Source organism: Xylanibacter ruminicola (assembly GCF_900142525.1).
In the GTDB taxonomy this organism is placed as follows: domain Bacteria; phylum Bacteroidota; class Bacteroidia; order Bacteroidales; family Bacteroidaceae; genus Prevotella; species Prevotella ruminicola_A.
In genome coordinates this window covers 176,589-190,009 of sequence record NZ_FRBD01000002.1, presented here as the reverse complement: position 1 = coordinate 190,009, position 13,421 = coordinate 176,589, and the positions used below count along the sequence as shown (strand labels likewise).

13 protein-coding genes are annotated in these 13,421 nt (G+C 44.9%); 3 read left to right on the top strand and 10 right to left on the bottom strand.

Features of this window, described 5'->3' with window-relative positions; translation table 11 throughout:
• Positions 1 to 5 precede the first annotated feature (5 nt).
• Genes BUB86_RS01965 through BUB86_RS01940 form a run of 6 tightly spaced genes read right to left on the bottom strand, consistent with a single transcriptional unit; the run spans position 6 to position 6,301 of the window.
• Entirely contained in the window at positions 6 to 815 is an 810-nt protein-coding gene (locus tag BUB86_RS01965) for an alpha-1,2-fucosyltransferase (RefSeq protein ID WP_073204499.1), read from the bottom strand.
• A 2-nt stretch (positions 816 to 817) separates the two neighbouring features.
• Positions 818 to 1,744: a lysophospholipid acyltransferase family protein gene (locus BUB86_RS01960; RefSeq protein WP_317041750.1), complete on the bottom strand. Its 927-nt coding sequence runs from the start codon at positions 1,742 to 1,744 to the stop codon at positions 818 to 820.
• A 15-nt stretch (positions 1,745 to 1,759) separates the two neighbouring features.
• A complete protein-coding gene (locus BUB86_RS01955; RefSeq protein WP_073204496.1) occupies positions 1,760 to 2,800 on the bottom strand; it encodes a nucleotidyltransferase family protein in 1,041 nt (346 codons plus the stop codon).
• A 22-nt stretch (positions 2,801 to 2,822) separates the two neighbouring features.
• A complete protein-coding gene (locus BUB86_RS01950) occupies positions 2,823 to 3,977 on the bottom strand; it encodes a LegC family aminotransferase (RefSeq protein ID WP_073204493.1) in 1,155 nt (384 codons plus the stop codon).
• 13 nt (positions 3,978 to 3,990) lie between these two features.
• Positions 3,991 to 5,220: a polysaccharide biosynthesis protein gene (locus BUB86_RS01945; protein ID WP_073204489.1), complete on the bottom strand. Its 1,230-nt coding sequence runs from the start codon at positions 5,218 to 5,220 to the stop codon at positions 3,991 to 3,993.
• Between the two features lie 4 nt (positions 5,221 to 5,224).
• The gene (locus tag BUB86_RS01940) at positions 5,225 to 6,301 is read right to left on the bottom strand and encodes a glycosyltransferase family 4 protein (RefSeq protein ID WP_175549376.1); all 1,077 of its coding nucleotides are present in this window, start codon (positions 6,299 to 6,301) and stop codon (positions 5,225 to 5,227) included.
• A 147-nt stretch (positions 6,302 to 6,448) separates the two neighbouring features.
• On the opposite strand from BUB86_RS01940, the gene BUB86_RS01935 reads away from it, so the two are divergent.
• Positions 6,449 to 7,297, top strand: a complete 849-nt coding sequence (locus BUB86_RS01935; RefSeq protein WP_073204482.1) for a phosphorylcholine transferase LicD — start codon at positions 6,449 to 6,451, stop codon at positions 7,295 to 7,297.
• Here the strand turns inward: BUB86_RS01935 and BUB86_RS01930 are convergent.
• The 3 genes from BUB86_RS01930 to BUB86_RS01920 are packed head-to-tail and all read right to left on the bottom strand — an operon-like array spanning position 7,272 to position 9,812.
• Positions 7,272 to 8,030, bottom strand: a complete 759-nt coding sequence (locus BUB86_RS01930; RefSeq protein WP_073204621.1) for a glycosyltransferase family 2 protein — start codon at positions 8,028 to 8,030, stop codon at positions 7,272 to 7,274. The two genes, BUB86_RS01935 and BUB86_RS01930, sit on opposite strands and share 26 nt — an antisense overlap.
• On the bottom strand, positions 7,993 to 8,760 hold the full coding sequence (locus tag BUB86_RS01925; RefSeq protein ID WP_073204479.1) for an NTP transferase domain-containing protein: 768 nt from the start codon (positions 8,758 to 8,760) through the stop codon (positions 7,993 to 7,995). Before BUB86_RS01925 ends, BUB86_RS01930 begins: the two co-directional genes overlap by 38 nt.
• A 2-nt stretch (positions 8,761 to 8,762) precedes the next feature.
• Complete coding sequence (locus tag BUB86_RS01920) at positions 8,763 to 9,812, bottom strand: pyridoxal phosphate-dependent aminotransferase (protein ID WP_073204477.1); 1,050 nt, start codon at positions 9,810 to 9,812, stop codon at positions 8,763 to 8,765.
• A gap of 98 nt (positions 9,813 to 9,910) precedes the next feature.
• On the opposite strand from BUB86_RS01920, the gene BUB86_RS01915 reads away from it, so the two are divergent.
• Together BUB86_RS01915 and BUB86_RS01910 are read left to right on the top strand one after the other, a co-directional pair.
• Positions 9,911 to 10,300, top strand: a complete 390-nt coding sequence (locus tag BUB86_RS01915; protein ID WP_073204474.1) for a GtrA family protein — start codon at positions 9,911 to 9,913, stop codon at positions 10,298 to 10,300.
• Positions 10,293 to 11,405 (top strand): glycosyltransferase family 4 protein, encoded by a 1,113-nt coding sequence (locus BUB86_RS01910; RefSeq protein ID WP_073204471.1) that lies wholly within the window; start codon positions 10,293 to 10,295, stop codon positions 11,403 to 11,405. Before BUB86_RS01915 ends, BUB86_RS01910 begins: the two co-directional genes overlap by 8 nt.
• Here BUB86_RS01910 and BUB86_RS01905 read toward each other — a convergent pair.
• A complete protein-coding gene (locus BUB86_RS01905) occupies positions 11,402 to 13,342 on the bottom strand; it encodes a ComEA family DNA-binding protein (protein WP_081373035.1) in 1,941 nt (646 codons plus the stop codon). The two genes, BUB86_RS01910 and BUB86_RS01905, sit on opposite strands and share 4 nt — an antisense overlap.
• Positions 13,343 to 13,421: the final 79 nt, after the last annotated feature.

The window sequence follows — 13,421 nt, the reverse complement described above, 5'->3', positions numbered from 1 at the left end:
CTTTCTCAATAAATGTGACGGAACAGATAGTCGAAATGTTTGAAAGAACTGTCGTTCAGTTCTGCTTCAGCATCCTCTATCCAATATAATGGTGTGTCGCGATACATGGCGGCCACCAGCGAGAAGGTGCTGGGCGCCCCAATCAAGTAATCGCAGTGTGAAAGCAGGCAGAGGTCTTCTGCTGGGTTTCCATCAGGAAATTCCACATGACATGCCTTTAGATTATCCCTATAAAAGTCGCGCTGCAGTTTGGGGTCATTACCGCAAATAAATACGTTTACCTTTTCATTGGCATGCATCGCTGCAAAACGTTTTATAACTTCCACATATTGTTCGTCTGAATAAAAGAACCTTCCACCATAGAATCTGGCATAGTCCCCTCTGCGTATGTGTACACCAAGGTTTATCCCCTGTTGGGTACCGATTATACCTTCAACATGCTGTTCTACCTTATTGTCAAAGGCAAACAGATCCAGAATTTCCTCCTTATATTTCAGGAACAGATCATGCCAGTTAGCATACCATCCGCCCACAAACACCATCTTCCTATCCAACATCACTTGTTCCTCGTTACTATAATCAGCCCCCTCCTCATCAAACCGAACGGTTGGTATCAGTTTCCACTTGGCAGCATACTTCGCAAAGAGATATGTCAGGAAGTTATGATAACGAGTATGACATATATGAAACCACGGGTATTTATAGGCAAAGCGCATTGACATGGTCTTACGGCCATGCTCACGCCCCCAGGCATACACATGCCCGTACTGCAGGATATTGTTGGCCATCCGGCCCTTATCGTGAACAAAAATCATCTTTAATCTTCCAATATTTGTATTACTTTGCCATCAACCACCTTGAAACGACGGTTAAACTCCTCGCGGGTACGCTTCCAGCGATTGTGGCTCCAGAGCCATAGTTCAGGCTGACGACGGATATTTGCCTCCAGCATCTGATAATAGATATCAGTAGCCTCAAATTCTTTCAGTTGTTCCGGCTTACGGGTAATCAACTTGAATTCTGCCTCATAATGTCCCCTCTTCTTTTGGGTTAACTCAAGATATAGGATAGCCTGATGATTCTTGATGGCTATACGCTCTGTACCAGTCATCACGGGTGTATCGTGGTTCAGGAACCAGCACCAATGGTGAATGTTGTTCCAATGCGGCACCTGATCGCCAATATAACCTATAATGGTCAACTGGTTCTTCTTTTTGTATTCAATGGTCTTACGCAGAATATCAACAAGTGCAATACACTCCGCCCCCCAACGCTGTCGCTGACGAAGCAGTATCTTATCAATAATCGGATTTTCGAGTGCATGATACAGCTGCCCACAATGCATCTTATCCGAGATCCTGAACGGTAACGAAGTAACCCACTCCCAGTTGAAAGTATGGCCAAGATAAAGAGCTATAGATTGTTCATCAGCAACACATTGTTCAATTATTTCTGTACCCTTGAACACCATTCTCTTGCGTATCTCTTTGTCACTCATCGTCATGCTCTTCAACAACTCAACAAAGTAATCACACAAGCGATGATAGAATTTGCTTTCAATCTCGCGCAGTTCTTTCTCACTCTTTTCCGGGAATGACTCTGTCAGATTCTTGCGCACCACTTTTACGCGATAGCCTAACATCTTATATAGAATCAAATAGATAAAATCGCTGAAAAGATAAAGTACCCAGAACGGCAGCAGCGAGAACAGATACCAAATGGCAAATACTATATAATACATCATATCATGAACGTTTCATTAAAGGTGTTTCACAAAATCATTAGCTTTCTGATACTCCTGCGGATTGCCTATGTCAATCCACGTACCATTAAGCGGATAACGGATAACATTCTTTCCCTCTGCTATCAGTTTTTCTATCAGATCCGTGGCATGGAACACAGTATCGGCAGGAATCTCGTCGAGGGCACGACGTTTAATCATATAAATGCCGGCATTGGCATAATAGTTATACTTGGGTTTCTCTATCAATCCCTTAATATTCCGTCCTTCCAACTTAAAGATACCATAGGGGATAGCCACGTTATAAGGAATGGCAGCTACCGACATTTCTGCATCATGCTGTTGCAGATGGAGGTAAAAGTCCTCATAGTCAATGTTTGTAAACAAATCGCTGTTCATCACCAGCACTGTGTCGTTATAGAACTCCTTGACGTACTGAACACTTCCTATCGTTCCAAGGAACTGTGGTTCCCTGACACAGTTTATTTTCACATCGCCATAAGGTTCAGCAAAATGTTCTTCCAACTGTTCCGCCAGATAATTAACCGTCACAGAAATATGAGAGATACCGTATGATATCAGCCTGTCAACATTATGATCAATGATTGCCTTGTCGCCGACTGGCAGAAGCGGTTTCGGAGTTTTCTCTGTAAGCGGACGCAGACGCTCACCCTTACCGCCCGCCATGATGACCGCATCCACAGGAAGTCGTGTTCTGTATTTCTCCAGATTGATAATATCTACTATATGATGCGCCTCATCAAGAATAGGTACTAACTGCATCTTCAAGTTCCTTTGGCGTCGGATCTCATTGACATTTGTAATATCCTCCTGACGCATATACAGGAATTTCCGATGCATCACTTTCTCAGCCTTATCAGATACCGATGCACCTGCAATGAGGGCTCTGCGCGAGTCGCCGTCGGTGAGTGTACCCACCATACGCTGCTGGTTGTCTACCACAAAAAGTACCAGTGGTTCAGGCACCTTAAACGAATTGATACGCGCCAGTGCTTCAAGTAGAGTTACTTCCTGAGAAATGATATGATTGGATTCCATACTTACAACATCTTAAAAGGAATTACGATTGTACATCAGCAATACGCACACTTGATGGGATATTAACCACACGGTCGGCAAAGAAAATGGTATTTTCCAACTTGTCATGCTGACAATGCTCAAACATAGGGAGTCGCGACATCAATTCCCATATAGGACGAGTCATAACACCATGATCGTTAGTCTCCTGAAGGAAATTCTGCTGGGCCTCGTGATCTTTCAGAATCACCGCGTTCAGCCAATAGTTAGAGAAACAATGTTCGGGCTCGGTAAAGAATTGAACATCTTCAATATGCTTAAAGAACTCAGCATAGGCAGTAGCAGTAGAACGTTTGTCGGCAATGTATTCATCCAAATGCTCCAGCTGTGCACATCCGAGTGCAGCATTAATATTCGGCATACGGTAATTATAGCCGATATGGTCGTGACGGAACTCCCAACGATGAGGTATCTTAGCCTGGGTTGTGAGGTGTTTGGCCAATGCGGCCAACTCCTCATCATTGAACAGTAACATACCGCCGCCACCTGTAGTGATAGTCTTATTACCATTAAAGCTGAGTACACCCACCTTACCAAACAATCCTGTATGCTTTCCTTTATACTTACTGCCGATACTCTCAGCGGCATCTTCTACCAGTTCAAGAGACCACTCCTCGCAAATAGCAGCAAGTTCTTCTATACGCACAGGATGACCGAAGGTATGCATAGGAACACAGGCTTTTACCCTACGACCGGTTTTCTTATTATAGCACTGGCCGTTTCTTACCTCTCCGTATTCTGCCAACCAGGCCTTGACAGCATCAGGCGACAAGCCCATGGTATGTTTGTCTACATCGATAAACACGGGATGCGCCCCGATATAGCTGATGGCATTACACGTAGCAATAAAGGTGAGAGCCTGTGTCAGCACCTCGTCCTCTCTCTCCACACCAGCAAGCATCATGGCCATGTGCAATGCATTCGTACCGCTGACACACACAACGGCACGTTTGGCGCCGGTATAAACAGCCATGTCATTCTCGAAGCGGTCCACAAATTTGCCGACACTACTCACAAATGTGGTGTCAATGCACATATTGAGGTATTTCTTTTCATTACCAATAAACTTAGGCACACTCAGCGGCACATTGTCCTGCCCATAAAGTTCTTTGATAAAGTTTACTATATTCTGATACATATACTTAAACTAATTACATTTTCTGATCAAGATTCTTTCCTTTCTCTTCATGCTCGAAGGTTGGAATAAACTCACGTATAGCATCAACAACCTGCTCCTTGGTAAAGTCGGGATTCATGAAGATAGCCTCTAACTTACTGAAGAAGGAGTCAACCTCCTGCATATCATGACGGGTTGTCTGTTCTATCACCCCAAGAGTCTGGAAACGCTGCATATCTATCTTCTCGCCGGGAACATAAAATTCCTCGTATGCCTTTTCTCCCGTCGTATCCGAATTAAAATAAACGGCAGGATACTTCTGCAATCCCACTTCACCGTCAGAGGAGTTCTGATTCAGATTAGCAGCCTTTGCCTTAGCCTCCTCGTCGGTCAGACACAAATCCTTATCCATGCCATTAACCGAAATGAAATCATCGCAGATGGCAGAGAAGGTAAGCATCTGGTCTTCTCTCAGTTTGGGAAAGAACACTTCCCCCTTCTTTCCCAAAATACAGGCCAACATACATATCTGACCACTCTCCTCAGGCGACACGAAGTAGCGTTTCACATCCGATGGTGCTGCCAGCGGCTGACGCTTCTGCAAGCGATGCAACCAGCCGTCGGGCAATGAGCCGTTGCTGAATGCCACATTCGCAAAGCGGGCTGTTGTCACCTTGAAATATTGGTTATATGCCATCACCAGATCTTCCATGATACGTTTTGAAGCACCCATAATATTGACAGGATTGGCAGCTTTGTCGGTACTAACACAGAAGAAGTGCCTGGGCGGATAAACCTTCAACAGGTCCATCAGGCGTTTAGCCTTGATGTCGTTATTCTCTATCAGTGCCTGCACACTATAGCGGTCTTTCTCAGAACGCACATGCTTGTGTGCAGAGAAATTGGCCACAATATCAAAGCCCTTTTCTTCTTTGAAGATATGCTCGAAAATGGGGTCAGCGAAGTTAAGTGTATAGCAACGGAACTCATCAGGGACATAAAGTCCATATGTACTGCGCACATCACGCACTAGTTCAGCCAGACCATTCTCATTCAGATCGACAACTACTACGCTTTTAGGCTCGAAACGCAAAACAGCCTTAATAAAACTGGACCCAATGGACCCTGCGCCACCTATGACACATATTTTTTTTCCTTTGATCTCTTTAAGAAGAACTTCTTTGTTTGTCTCGATATCACTGACAAACATACTGGCTGGACGTTTCGTTACGTAGTCCGCTATAAATTGATCCAAATTGAACATTTTTTCAATATATTTTGCTCATCCGTTTATAAAAACTCTCATAATTAAGATGGTCGTCAAAGTCATATTTAGCTTGAGCACCTAAAGACTTACGCAATTCCTTATCATCAAGAAGTTTTCTCAGTGCATCAGCCAAAGCATCCGGTTTGCCAGGTGGCACCAGCAGGCCATTCTTTCCATCAACAATATATTCACGCTGGCCTCCATTGTTGGTAGCTACGATAGGATGCCCAAACGACATATGCTCTTGAGCTGCCAGCGAACAACCTTCTGCTACGACAGATGGCAGCACCCCAATATCACCACCAGCCACGTAAGACATTACAGAATCAACAAAGCCTGCCATAATCACAGTATCCTCTAACTGATACTTCTGTATTAGCATTCTCAGGGTGTTGGTATATTCTTCACTACCACCTCCCACTAACACTAATCTAAACTTTTCGTTTTTAAGAAGTGCTGCAGCCTCTATCAGAACATGCTGTCCCTTTTCCGGATCCAGCCTTCCATGACACAGTATAATAGCTTCATCATCAGCTATGCCATATTCGTTTCTGAGGTCTTTAGCTTTCAGATCATCAGGAACAATAATGGCATTAAATATGACTTGCAGCTTGCCACGATTAATAGGAGGACTGGTACTCAAGAACTCATCCATAGCCAATTGAGAGTCAAAAACTATACAGTCCAACTGGCTGTAAAGCCATCTATATATAACTGACGTCTTTCCCTTACGTGTTAGGTTTCGGCACATCACCAAACGAATATCCTTCCTTCTTGCTATCACGCGAGCATAAGCAGCAGTAAATGCCTCTTTAAAATTGTGTACGTGGATAGCACTTATATCACTACTCTTTAAAAGTTTTGCCATAATCCATGCACTCTTCATATCAAGCACTCCACGCAATGGCATTTTGTGTATGGGAACATTCAGACCTTTGAAGTGCTCCACCATCGATTCCAAGGGAATACAGCACAACTCTACATCTATGCCGTCTTTAAGTTGGCGACGGCTCAAATCGAGCACTGTCTGTTCGCCACCACCCCAGGCCTTATTAGAGATTGTATGGATTATCTTCATATAATACCTATTAAATACCTTATTAAAACTGAAATTCTGTTTGCAAAAGTAACAAATTATTGCAAATTCCACAAATAATAGAGCATTTATTTTGCCAATTCGCCTATTTTTGCTACCTTTGACCCGCAAAACAAAGCTAAGTATCATATGGCGAATTACGATATAGAGACACTCCACCAACATATATTGCAGATTCTTCTTACTGTAGACAAAGTGTGTCGTGAGCATAATATCAGGTATTACTGCTGGGCAGGCACCATGCTTGGCGCTATTCGTCACAAGGGTTTTATTCCTTGGGATGACGATATGGACATCTGTATGCCTCGCCCTGACTATGATCGTTTTTTGAAACATTCTCACGAGTGGCTACCAAAGCCCCTTGAGGCTCTTAGTATCGAGACTAGCCCAACTTACCCTGGTAGTTTTGCCAAGATTGTAGATAGCAGTACCACCCTTATAGAACGTGGTCATAGCGACTACGTGGCAGGCATCTATATCGATGTATTTCCCATTGATGGTGCTCCCAAGTCAAAGATCGCACGCCGATTGGCAGTAACACGCTATAAACTTTGCGACAAGTTGCTATATTTCCTTCATCGCGATCCGTACAAGCATGGACATGGTCCAAGCTCTTGGCCAGTGCTCCTCATCCAAAAGCTCTTTACCCACGAGTGGGCGCGCAAGCAGCTACTCGCAGCCAACCTTGCCTATGACTATGAGACATCAGACTATGTTCTTGATTACGATGATGGTATAAGTGGCGTAATGCCCAAGCATATTCTTGGCACTCCACAGCCATTTGATTTCGATGGACATCAGGTTATGGGCGTAGAACATTACGATGAGTATCTGCGCAATAAGTATGGCGATTACATGGTAGTACCACCCCACGACAACCAGCGTCAGCATAATTTCTTCTACTTAGATTATAATCTTCCTTATCGCGATTACAAGGACAAACGCTCATTCGTTAGTCACGATAGCGCTTCTCAATGATTTTTGATATCAGAACGAACTGATACACAGCAGCCATCATAGCTCGTATAAGTCCTCGTGTACCCATACGGTAACTACCGTCCATAAAGTACTTTTTAAAGAATCGCCAGATAGGGCGCCAAATCAGTGCTCCCACTCCGTAATTTCTACCTCTTTTCTTCTCAACTTCGTTGTCTGTATACTGGTTCATCTTGGCCATATACTCATACATGGTCTCGTCCATCAAGTGTAGCATACAGGCATTGTCATAGCCTTTCAACTTTTCTACGCGCCCCTGAATAATGGGGATAGAATGTATGTATGGAGGCCATTCTGCACCATCCTTTATAAAGAATCGCAAAATGTATTCTGGATGAAAATCCCTTATATACATTCCCATAAACATATTCCTGCGTTGGATAAAGAAACCTGCCGGGCAGTTTGGCTCGTTTATTTTCTTGTAGAGAATACTTTTAAGTTCTGGAGTAATGATTTCATCTGCATCAACAACTAATACCCATTTGTTCTGGGCACTTTGCACTGCAAAGTTCCTGGCAGGTTCAACAATGTTATAATTCTTCTTGGCAAATGTAACAATCTTGCAGCCATACTTGCGTGCAATATCAAGTGTGTTGTCTGTGCTCTCCATGTCACACACAACTATCTCGTCAAAATCCCTGACAGCCTCAAGCACTTGCTCCAAGTGTTGTTCAGCATTATAAGTATTGATGACTACAGAAATCTTTTGTTCCATCACATCTCAGTTCTTTTGGCATCAATGCCGTAGCACGTTCAAAATCTTCAGGTGTATCCAATTCGTACGAGAACAAATCGGTAGTGTCTACAACCTTAAATGTATACCCTTGAGGGATCAATCGCTCAAAAGCTCGCTCGTAGAATATGTCTATCAGTCCCTCGTCAAGTATCATCTTGCGTAGTTCCTGATATAGTGCCTCGGTATATTCGGCAGTCATTTTCTCGATACCCACGCTTTCGCCTATGGCATCTGCCACGCGGCATGTCTTGCTGATCTCTGTTATACTACCTTTGCTGTCCACAACAATCTTCATTTCCTCCTCGCCAAGTTCGTGGCGTTGCATGGCTAATGCCGAAACCTCCTGACAGGCTACACGGTTCACAGCCTCAGGATCGCAAAGGATATCGCTATCCATCAGCAGAACTTCCTGCCCGTGCAGTTCCTGCATAGCCATCCATAGAGAGAAGATGTTATTGTTATGCTCGTAATCTGTATTATGCAGATAGTGGACAGTAGACTGTGAATAGTGGCCAGTTATGAAATCCCTTATCATCTCGCCGCGGTAGCCAGTCACTACCAGCAGTTCCTTGGCACCAGCCTTCAGCATCGCATCAACAATGCGCTGCAGCAGTGTTTTGCCAGCCACCTCAAGCAGGCATTTGGGCCTTGTATCTGTAAGCGGTCTCAGCCTTTTGGCCATCCCCGCCGCCAATATCACACCAATCATAACTATCTGTTATCAACTACGTTCAGTATTGTATCAACCACCTTCTGTGTCTGCTCTTTGCGACCCAGTGTAATGCGCACACACTGCTCCAAACCCTTGTCAGTCATGAACTTGATCTTGTAGTTCTCGTCGGCCAGTGCTTTCTGTAGTGGTTCCTTGATCTCGGCAGGGTACTTTATCAGAATAAAGTTGGCCACGCTCTTATACACCTTGAATCCAGGCTTTCCGTCAAGTGCCTTCTTATACAGCAGTCGTCCCCACTCCATGTCATCAGCAACATGGCGGTAGTGTTCATCGCTGTCAAGTGCAGCCAGTGCCACTGCCTCCGAGAAGCGATTGTAACCTAAGTACTTGTTGATGTAGCTCACAAAGTGGTCGTGACCAGCCCCAATGAATCCGAAACCACAGCGCAGTCCTGGCAGTCCGTAGAACTTCGACAGTGTGCGCGAAATAATCAGGTTCTTATATTTGTTCACCAACGGAGCGATATAGTCAGTGTCGCTGGTAATAAAGCTTGCATAGGCCTCGTCTATCAGCACCATTGTGTCGTCAGGAATATTCTCCATGATACGACCAATCTCCTCCGGAGTCAGGCTGTTACCGGTTGGGTTGTTGGGCGATGCCAGCAGCAGCATTCTTGGATGTATACGGTTGGTGTATTCTATCACCTCGTCTACATCGTATGCAAATGTATCCTCCTGCTCATGCAGTGGGTACATCTCGAATGTGCCATAGCACTCACTGGCCACCTTATTATAGTACCACCATGAGTACTCTGGTATCAATATTTTCTTATTGTCACCCTTCATCAGGTAGTAGTGTATGGCGTTCTTCAGTATATCCTCACCGCCATACGCCAACAGCACCTGCTCCTCAGGCACATTATATATCTCGCTCAGTTTAACTGAAATCACGCTTTTTTTACCCTCATCATATATGCGGGTATAGAAACACAACAACTTTGGATCGAAGTTTTTGATGGCATCGATCACTTTCTGACTCGGTTCGAAATTAAACTCGTTCCTGTCTAGGAAATTCATTTTTTTATCCATAATAGTCTTTCTTTGGGGTGCAAAGTTACAAAAAAATAGCGAAATGAATATAGAAAATAAATAAATATTAGTACCTTTGCGGCGTATTTAGATTATTTATGTTAAGAAAAGAGACTTTTGGCGAGGTATGCAGGTTCGGCATTGTAGGTGTTTTGGCTGTGGCTATACACTATGGTGTGTATTGGCTGCTACAACGCTGGATTAACCTGAATGTAGCCTATACCATTGGCTATATTGTCAGTTTCATAGCTAACTATTACCTCTCGGCCCATTTCACTTTTCGCGAGCAGACTTCAGCCCGTAACGGAGCAGGCTTTGCAGGTGCTCACATATTCAATTACTTCCTGCAGTTAGGGTTGTTTAACCTCTTCCTGTGGGTTGGTCTCCATCGTCTGGTGGCCCCGTTTGCTGTACTGGCTATCGCCGTGCCCACCAATTTCGTTATTGTCCGTTTTGTCTTCAAGCATTTCTCCCGCAATCATGAGTAGTCAGCATCCCATCATAGGTTTCGATGCCAAGCGCATCGTTCGCAACGGCACGGGACTCGGTTCCTACGGCCGCACCCTTGTCAACGACCTGGCCTGTTTCCCCATTACCCTCCGTCTCTACGCCCCCGACAAGGGCCGCGACGACCTGAGGAATCAGATTGTGCAGTCAAAGCGTATCTCCCTCCACACGCCACACGCCTCACTCCTCGGCAAATCCTATTGGCGCTCTCACGGAATCGTCAGCCAATTGGTTAACGACGGGGTACAGCTCTACCACGGGCTTTCAGGCGAGCTTCCTTTTGGCATCCGCAAGCGTGGCATCAAGACCGTTGTAACCATCCACGACCTGATTTTCCTGCGCCACCCCGAGTTCTACAACCCGATTGATGTCAAGCTCTACACCTGGAAGTTCCGCCAAACCCTCCGCGAGGCCGACCATATCATCGCCATCAGCGAGTGTACCAAGCGCGATATCCTGGAATACGGAGGACCCGATGTTTCTGAGGATAAAATCACGCTGATTTATCAGTCGTGCTCGCCACGATTCAATATCTCACCTACAACATCCACTTCACGTTATATATTAAGTGTAGGATCAATAGAAGCCCGTAAAAACACCCTATTAGCAGTAAAATCATTACCACATTTGCCATCCGACGTTTCGCTGGTACTCGTAGGCCGACATACAAAATATACTGATGAAATTCTCGCTTATGCCAAGGAGCATCAATTGGAACATCGCGTAAAAATAATGCATGGCGTTCCTGACACCGACCTTCCTGCCCTTTATGCAGGAGCCGAGGTTTTTGTCTATCCCAGTGTTTACGAGGGTTTTGGCATCCCCATCATTGAGGCCATCAGCTGCGGTTTGCCTGTTGTTGCTTGCACAGGTTCTTGCCTTGAAGAGGCTGGTGGACCAGACAGTCTTTATGTTGCCCCTAACGATGCTCTTGGCATGGCCGATGCCATCCGTCGCAGTCTCAAAGGAGCCGATGGCAGAGAAGAGCGCATCAAGCGTAGTATGGAGTACATCCGTCGTTTCAGCGGCAACGATGTTGCAGGGCAGGTAGTCGAAGTCTACAAAAAGCTTTTAGACAAAGATTAAATTTTCCATCTTATTTGTATATCAAGATCAGTTTGACTCGACTGGTCAATCTGTTGATATCCACTACTTATTTGGTTACGATCATTATAAGCTGTAACACCTAGTTTTGCAGTCAGCATAAGGTTTCTGCCTACATTGGCTCTTAACATCAGCCAATAGCGCATACCCTCACCATAAAATTGCTGCATTGAATAGGTATAAAGAGGTCCGTTCTCATACAGATACACCCTACTATTGTAACTATCAGTTTTGAAATAGCCCACTCCGGCATTCAGTCGCAGCCAATGGTAGGTATATGCCACATTCTCGCTTAGCATCACACCAAATTCCTTCCCCTCTACAGCACAATAGCCACCATCAAGTTGCGTTCTGGCACTAAACTTCGGCCATGTATACTCCACACTCAGTCGTGTACGATGCGTCTGTTCTTTCGTTTTCAGTCTGTAGCGCGCCATCAGTTTCCACTTCTCCTTGGTGTGTACACATTGTATCAGATTATCAAACGAGTACGATGCAACCGTTTCTCTATACATGGGCCAAGGATGGTAGGCATAATCGGTATAAGCCGATAGTTGCCATGCGGGCGATGGCTGCCACGATAATCCCAGATAGACTCCGCTTTCGTTCTGGACTCTACCACCATCGCTAAAGCTCTGTGCGTCGAGCGATGCATATTGGTAAGCATAAAAGCGCTGTAGCAAAATAAAATTGATATTACTACCCGTAGTCATACTTAACGTATTAATTGTAGAGATATGTCCTTTGCTGTCGGTAGCAGCTTCGCCATTCAGCACCCAGTGTCTTCCCCTGTAGCCATAGTCAAGACTGGCATTCATAAAGTCAGTTCCTTCAGGCTTGTACATGTTGTAAATTTGTTTCTTGTCCGGGGTCAGTCTGCGGTCCAGATGGTTATAGAGTGCATTCAGTGCCAGATGCATTCTGCCTGCATCATATCGTAGTGTTCCACCCGTTTTCAATACGTGCAAGTTGTGTTTCTTCGCCATCTCCGTTTCAGTACGATGATAACCCGTTGTGATGATGGTGCGGGCACTCCCGTCGTTATTCAGCGTTGCATCCATCGGAGCGTACGACACGAATGCCGTTGTCCGTATGCCTCGTCCTAAATTGACGGTAGCACCCGCCCCCTGTAGATAACCTTCCGATCTTGAAGAATGCGCTCGCAGTCCAATGGTGTTCCGGCCCAAGTTCTGTAGCATTGCAATCTTACCCAATCCAAAGCTATTATTCATCACCATGCCCATACCCATCGATACTCTGAAGTTTCCCAGCACCAGAGTTTCTAACCGTCCCATTTTCTTCAGTTGTAGATATGGAGAATAGTAGTCGTAGCCATACTTATTCTTGTCAGCAAAGAAAGGCTCACCAGCATCTTTCGAGGCCACAATCCCCAATTTCATCTGATCGCTACGTTCCATCTGATATCTGAACCAGTGGCGATATCTGTCGCCCAGATATCCATCCTTATCGCCCTTTCGCTCATAAAATGGCACGCGTCCGTTTGCTATCAATTCATGTTTGATACGCGGCGTCTGCTTCGGTCCTTCGCCCACATAGACAAAGCATTCCAGCAGTTTCCGCATTTGTGGTCCTATCTCAGGAATCATCTGTAGCTCAGCTATCGATTTCATCTCTCCATAACGATACATATATTCCATCAGAGCCTCAACCTGTTGTGTAGATAAAAATGGTAGTTGTTCTAGTTCCTCGCGTGTTGTCTTATTAATGTTTATGGGGTGCTGTTCCAGTTCGCAAAGCAGGTCGTAGTTCAGCTGCCATTCCTCGCTTGCCATATCCTCCGCCGTCATCACCTGGTTCAGATACCGCTCCCAACTATGCGCCTCCTGCCCCTCCTGCGCATGTAACACGAGCACAGCTAAGCACATATAGATGATTAATCTAATTCTTATATTATCCATAGAAACAATTCGTTTTCGACCTGCAAAGATAAGGTATTTATATGAAATAAATGCAAAAAGGCAGATAAAAAAAGATGTA

Excerpts from the sequence above, each read along its gene's own strand:
- BUB86_RS01920 (WP_073204477.1), bottom strand. The coding sequence starts at position 9,812 with ATGGATAAAAAAATGAATTTCCTAGACAGGAACGAGTTTAATTTCGAA.
- BUB86_RS01910 (WP_073204471.1), top strand. The coding sequence starts at position 10,293 with ATGAGTAGTCAGCATCCCATCATAGGTTTCGATGCCAAGCGCATCGTT.
- BUB86_RS01930 (WP_073204621.1), bottom strand. The coding sequence starts at position 8,030 with ATGGAACAAAAGATTTCTGTAGTCATCAATACTTATAATGCTGAACAA.
- BUB86_RS01940 (WP_175549376.1), bottom strand. The coding sequence starts at position 6,301 with ATGAAGATAATCCATACAATCTCTAATAAGGCCTGGGGTGGTGGCGAA.
- BUB86_RS01965 (WP_073204499.1), bottom strand. The coding sequence starts at position 815 with ATGATTTTTGTTCACGATAAGGGCCGGATGGCCAACAATATCCTGCAG.
- BUB86_RS01955 (WP_073204496.1), bottom strand. The coding sequence starts at position 2,800 with ATGGAATCCAATCATATCATTTCTCAGGAAGTAACTCTACTTGAAGCA.
- BUB86_RS01935 (WP_073204482.1), top strand. The coding sequence starts at position 6,449 with ATGGCGAATTACGATATAGAGACACTCCACCAACATATATTGCAGATT.
- BUB86_RS01945 (WP_073204489.1), bottom strand. The coding sequence starts at position 5,220 with ATGTTCAATTTGGATCAATTTATAGCGGACTACGTAACGAAACGTCCA.
- BUB86_RS01905 (WP_081373035.1), bottom strand. The coding sequence starts at position 13,342 with ATGGATAATATAAGAATTAGATTAATCATCTATATGTGCTTAGCTGTG.
- BUB86_RS01915 (WP_073204474.1), top strand. The coding sequence starts at position 9,911 with ATGTTAAGAAAAGAGACTTTTGGCGAGGTATGCAGGTTCGGCATTGTA.
- BUB86_RS01950 (WP_073204493.1), bottom strand. The coding sequence starts at position 3,977 with ATGTATCAGAATATAGTAAACTTTATCAAAGAACTTTATGGGCAGGAC.
- BUB86_RS01960 (WP_317041750.1), bottom strand. The coding sequence starts at position 1,744 with ATGATGTATTATATAGTATTTGCCATTTGGTATCTGTTCTCGCTGCTG.
- BUB86_RS01925 (WP_073204479.1), bottom strand. The coding sequence starts at position 8,760 with ATGATTGGTGTGATATTGGCGGCGGGGATGGCCAAAAGGCTGAGACCG.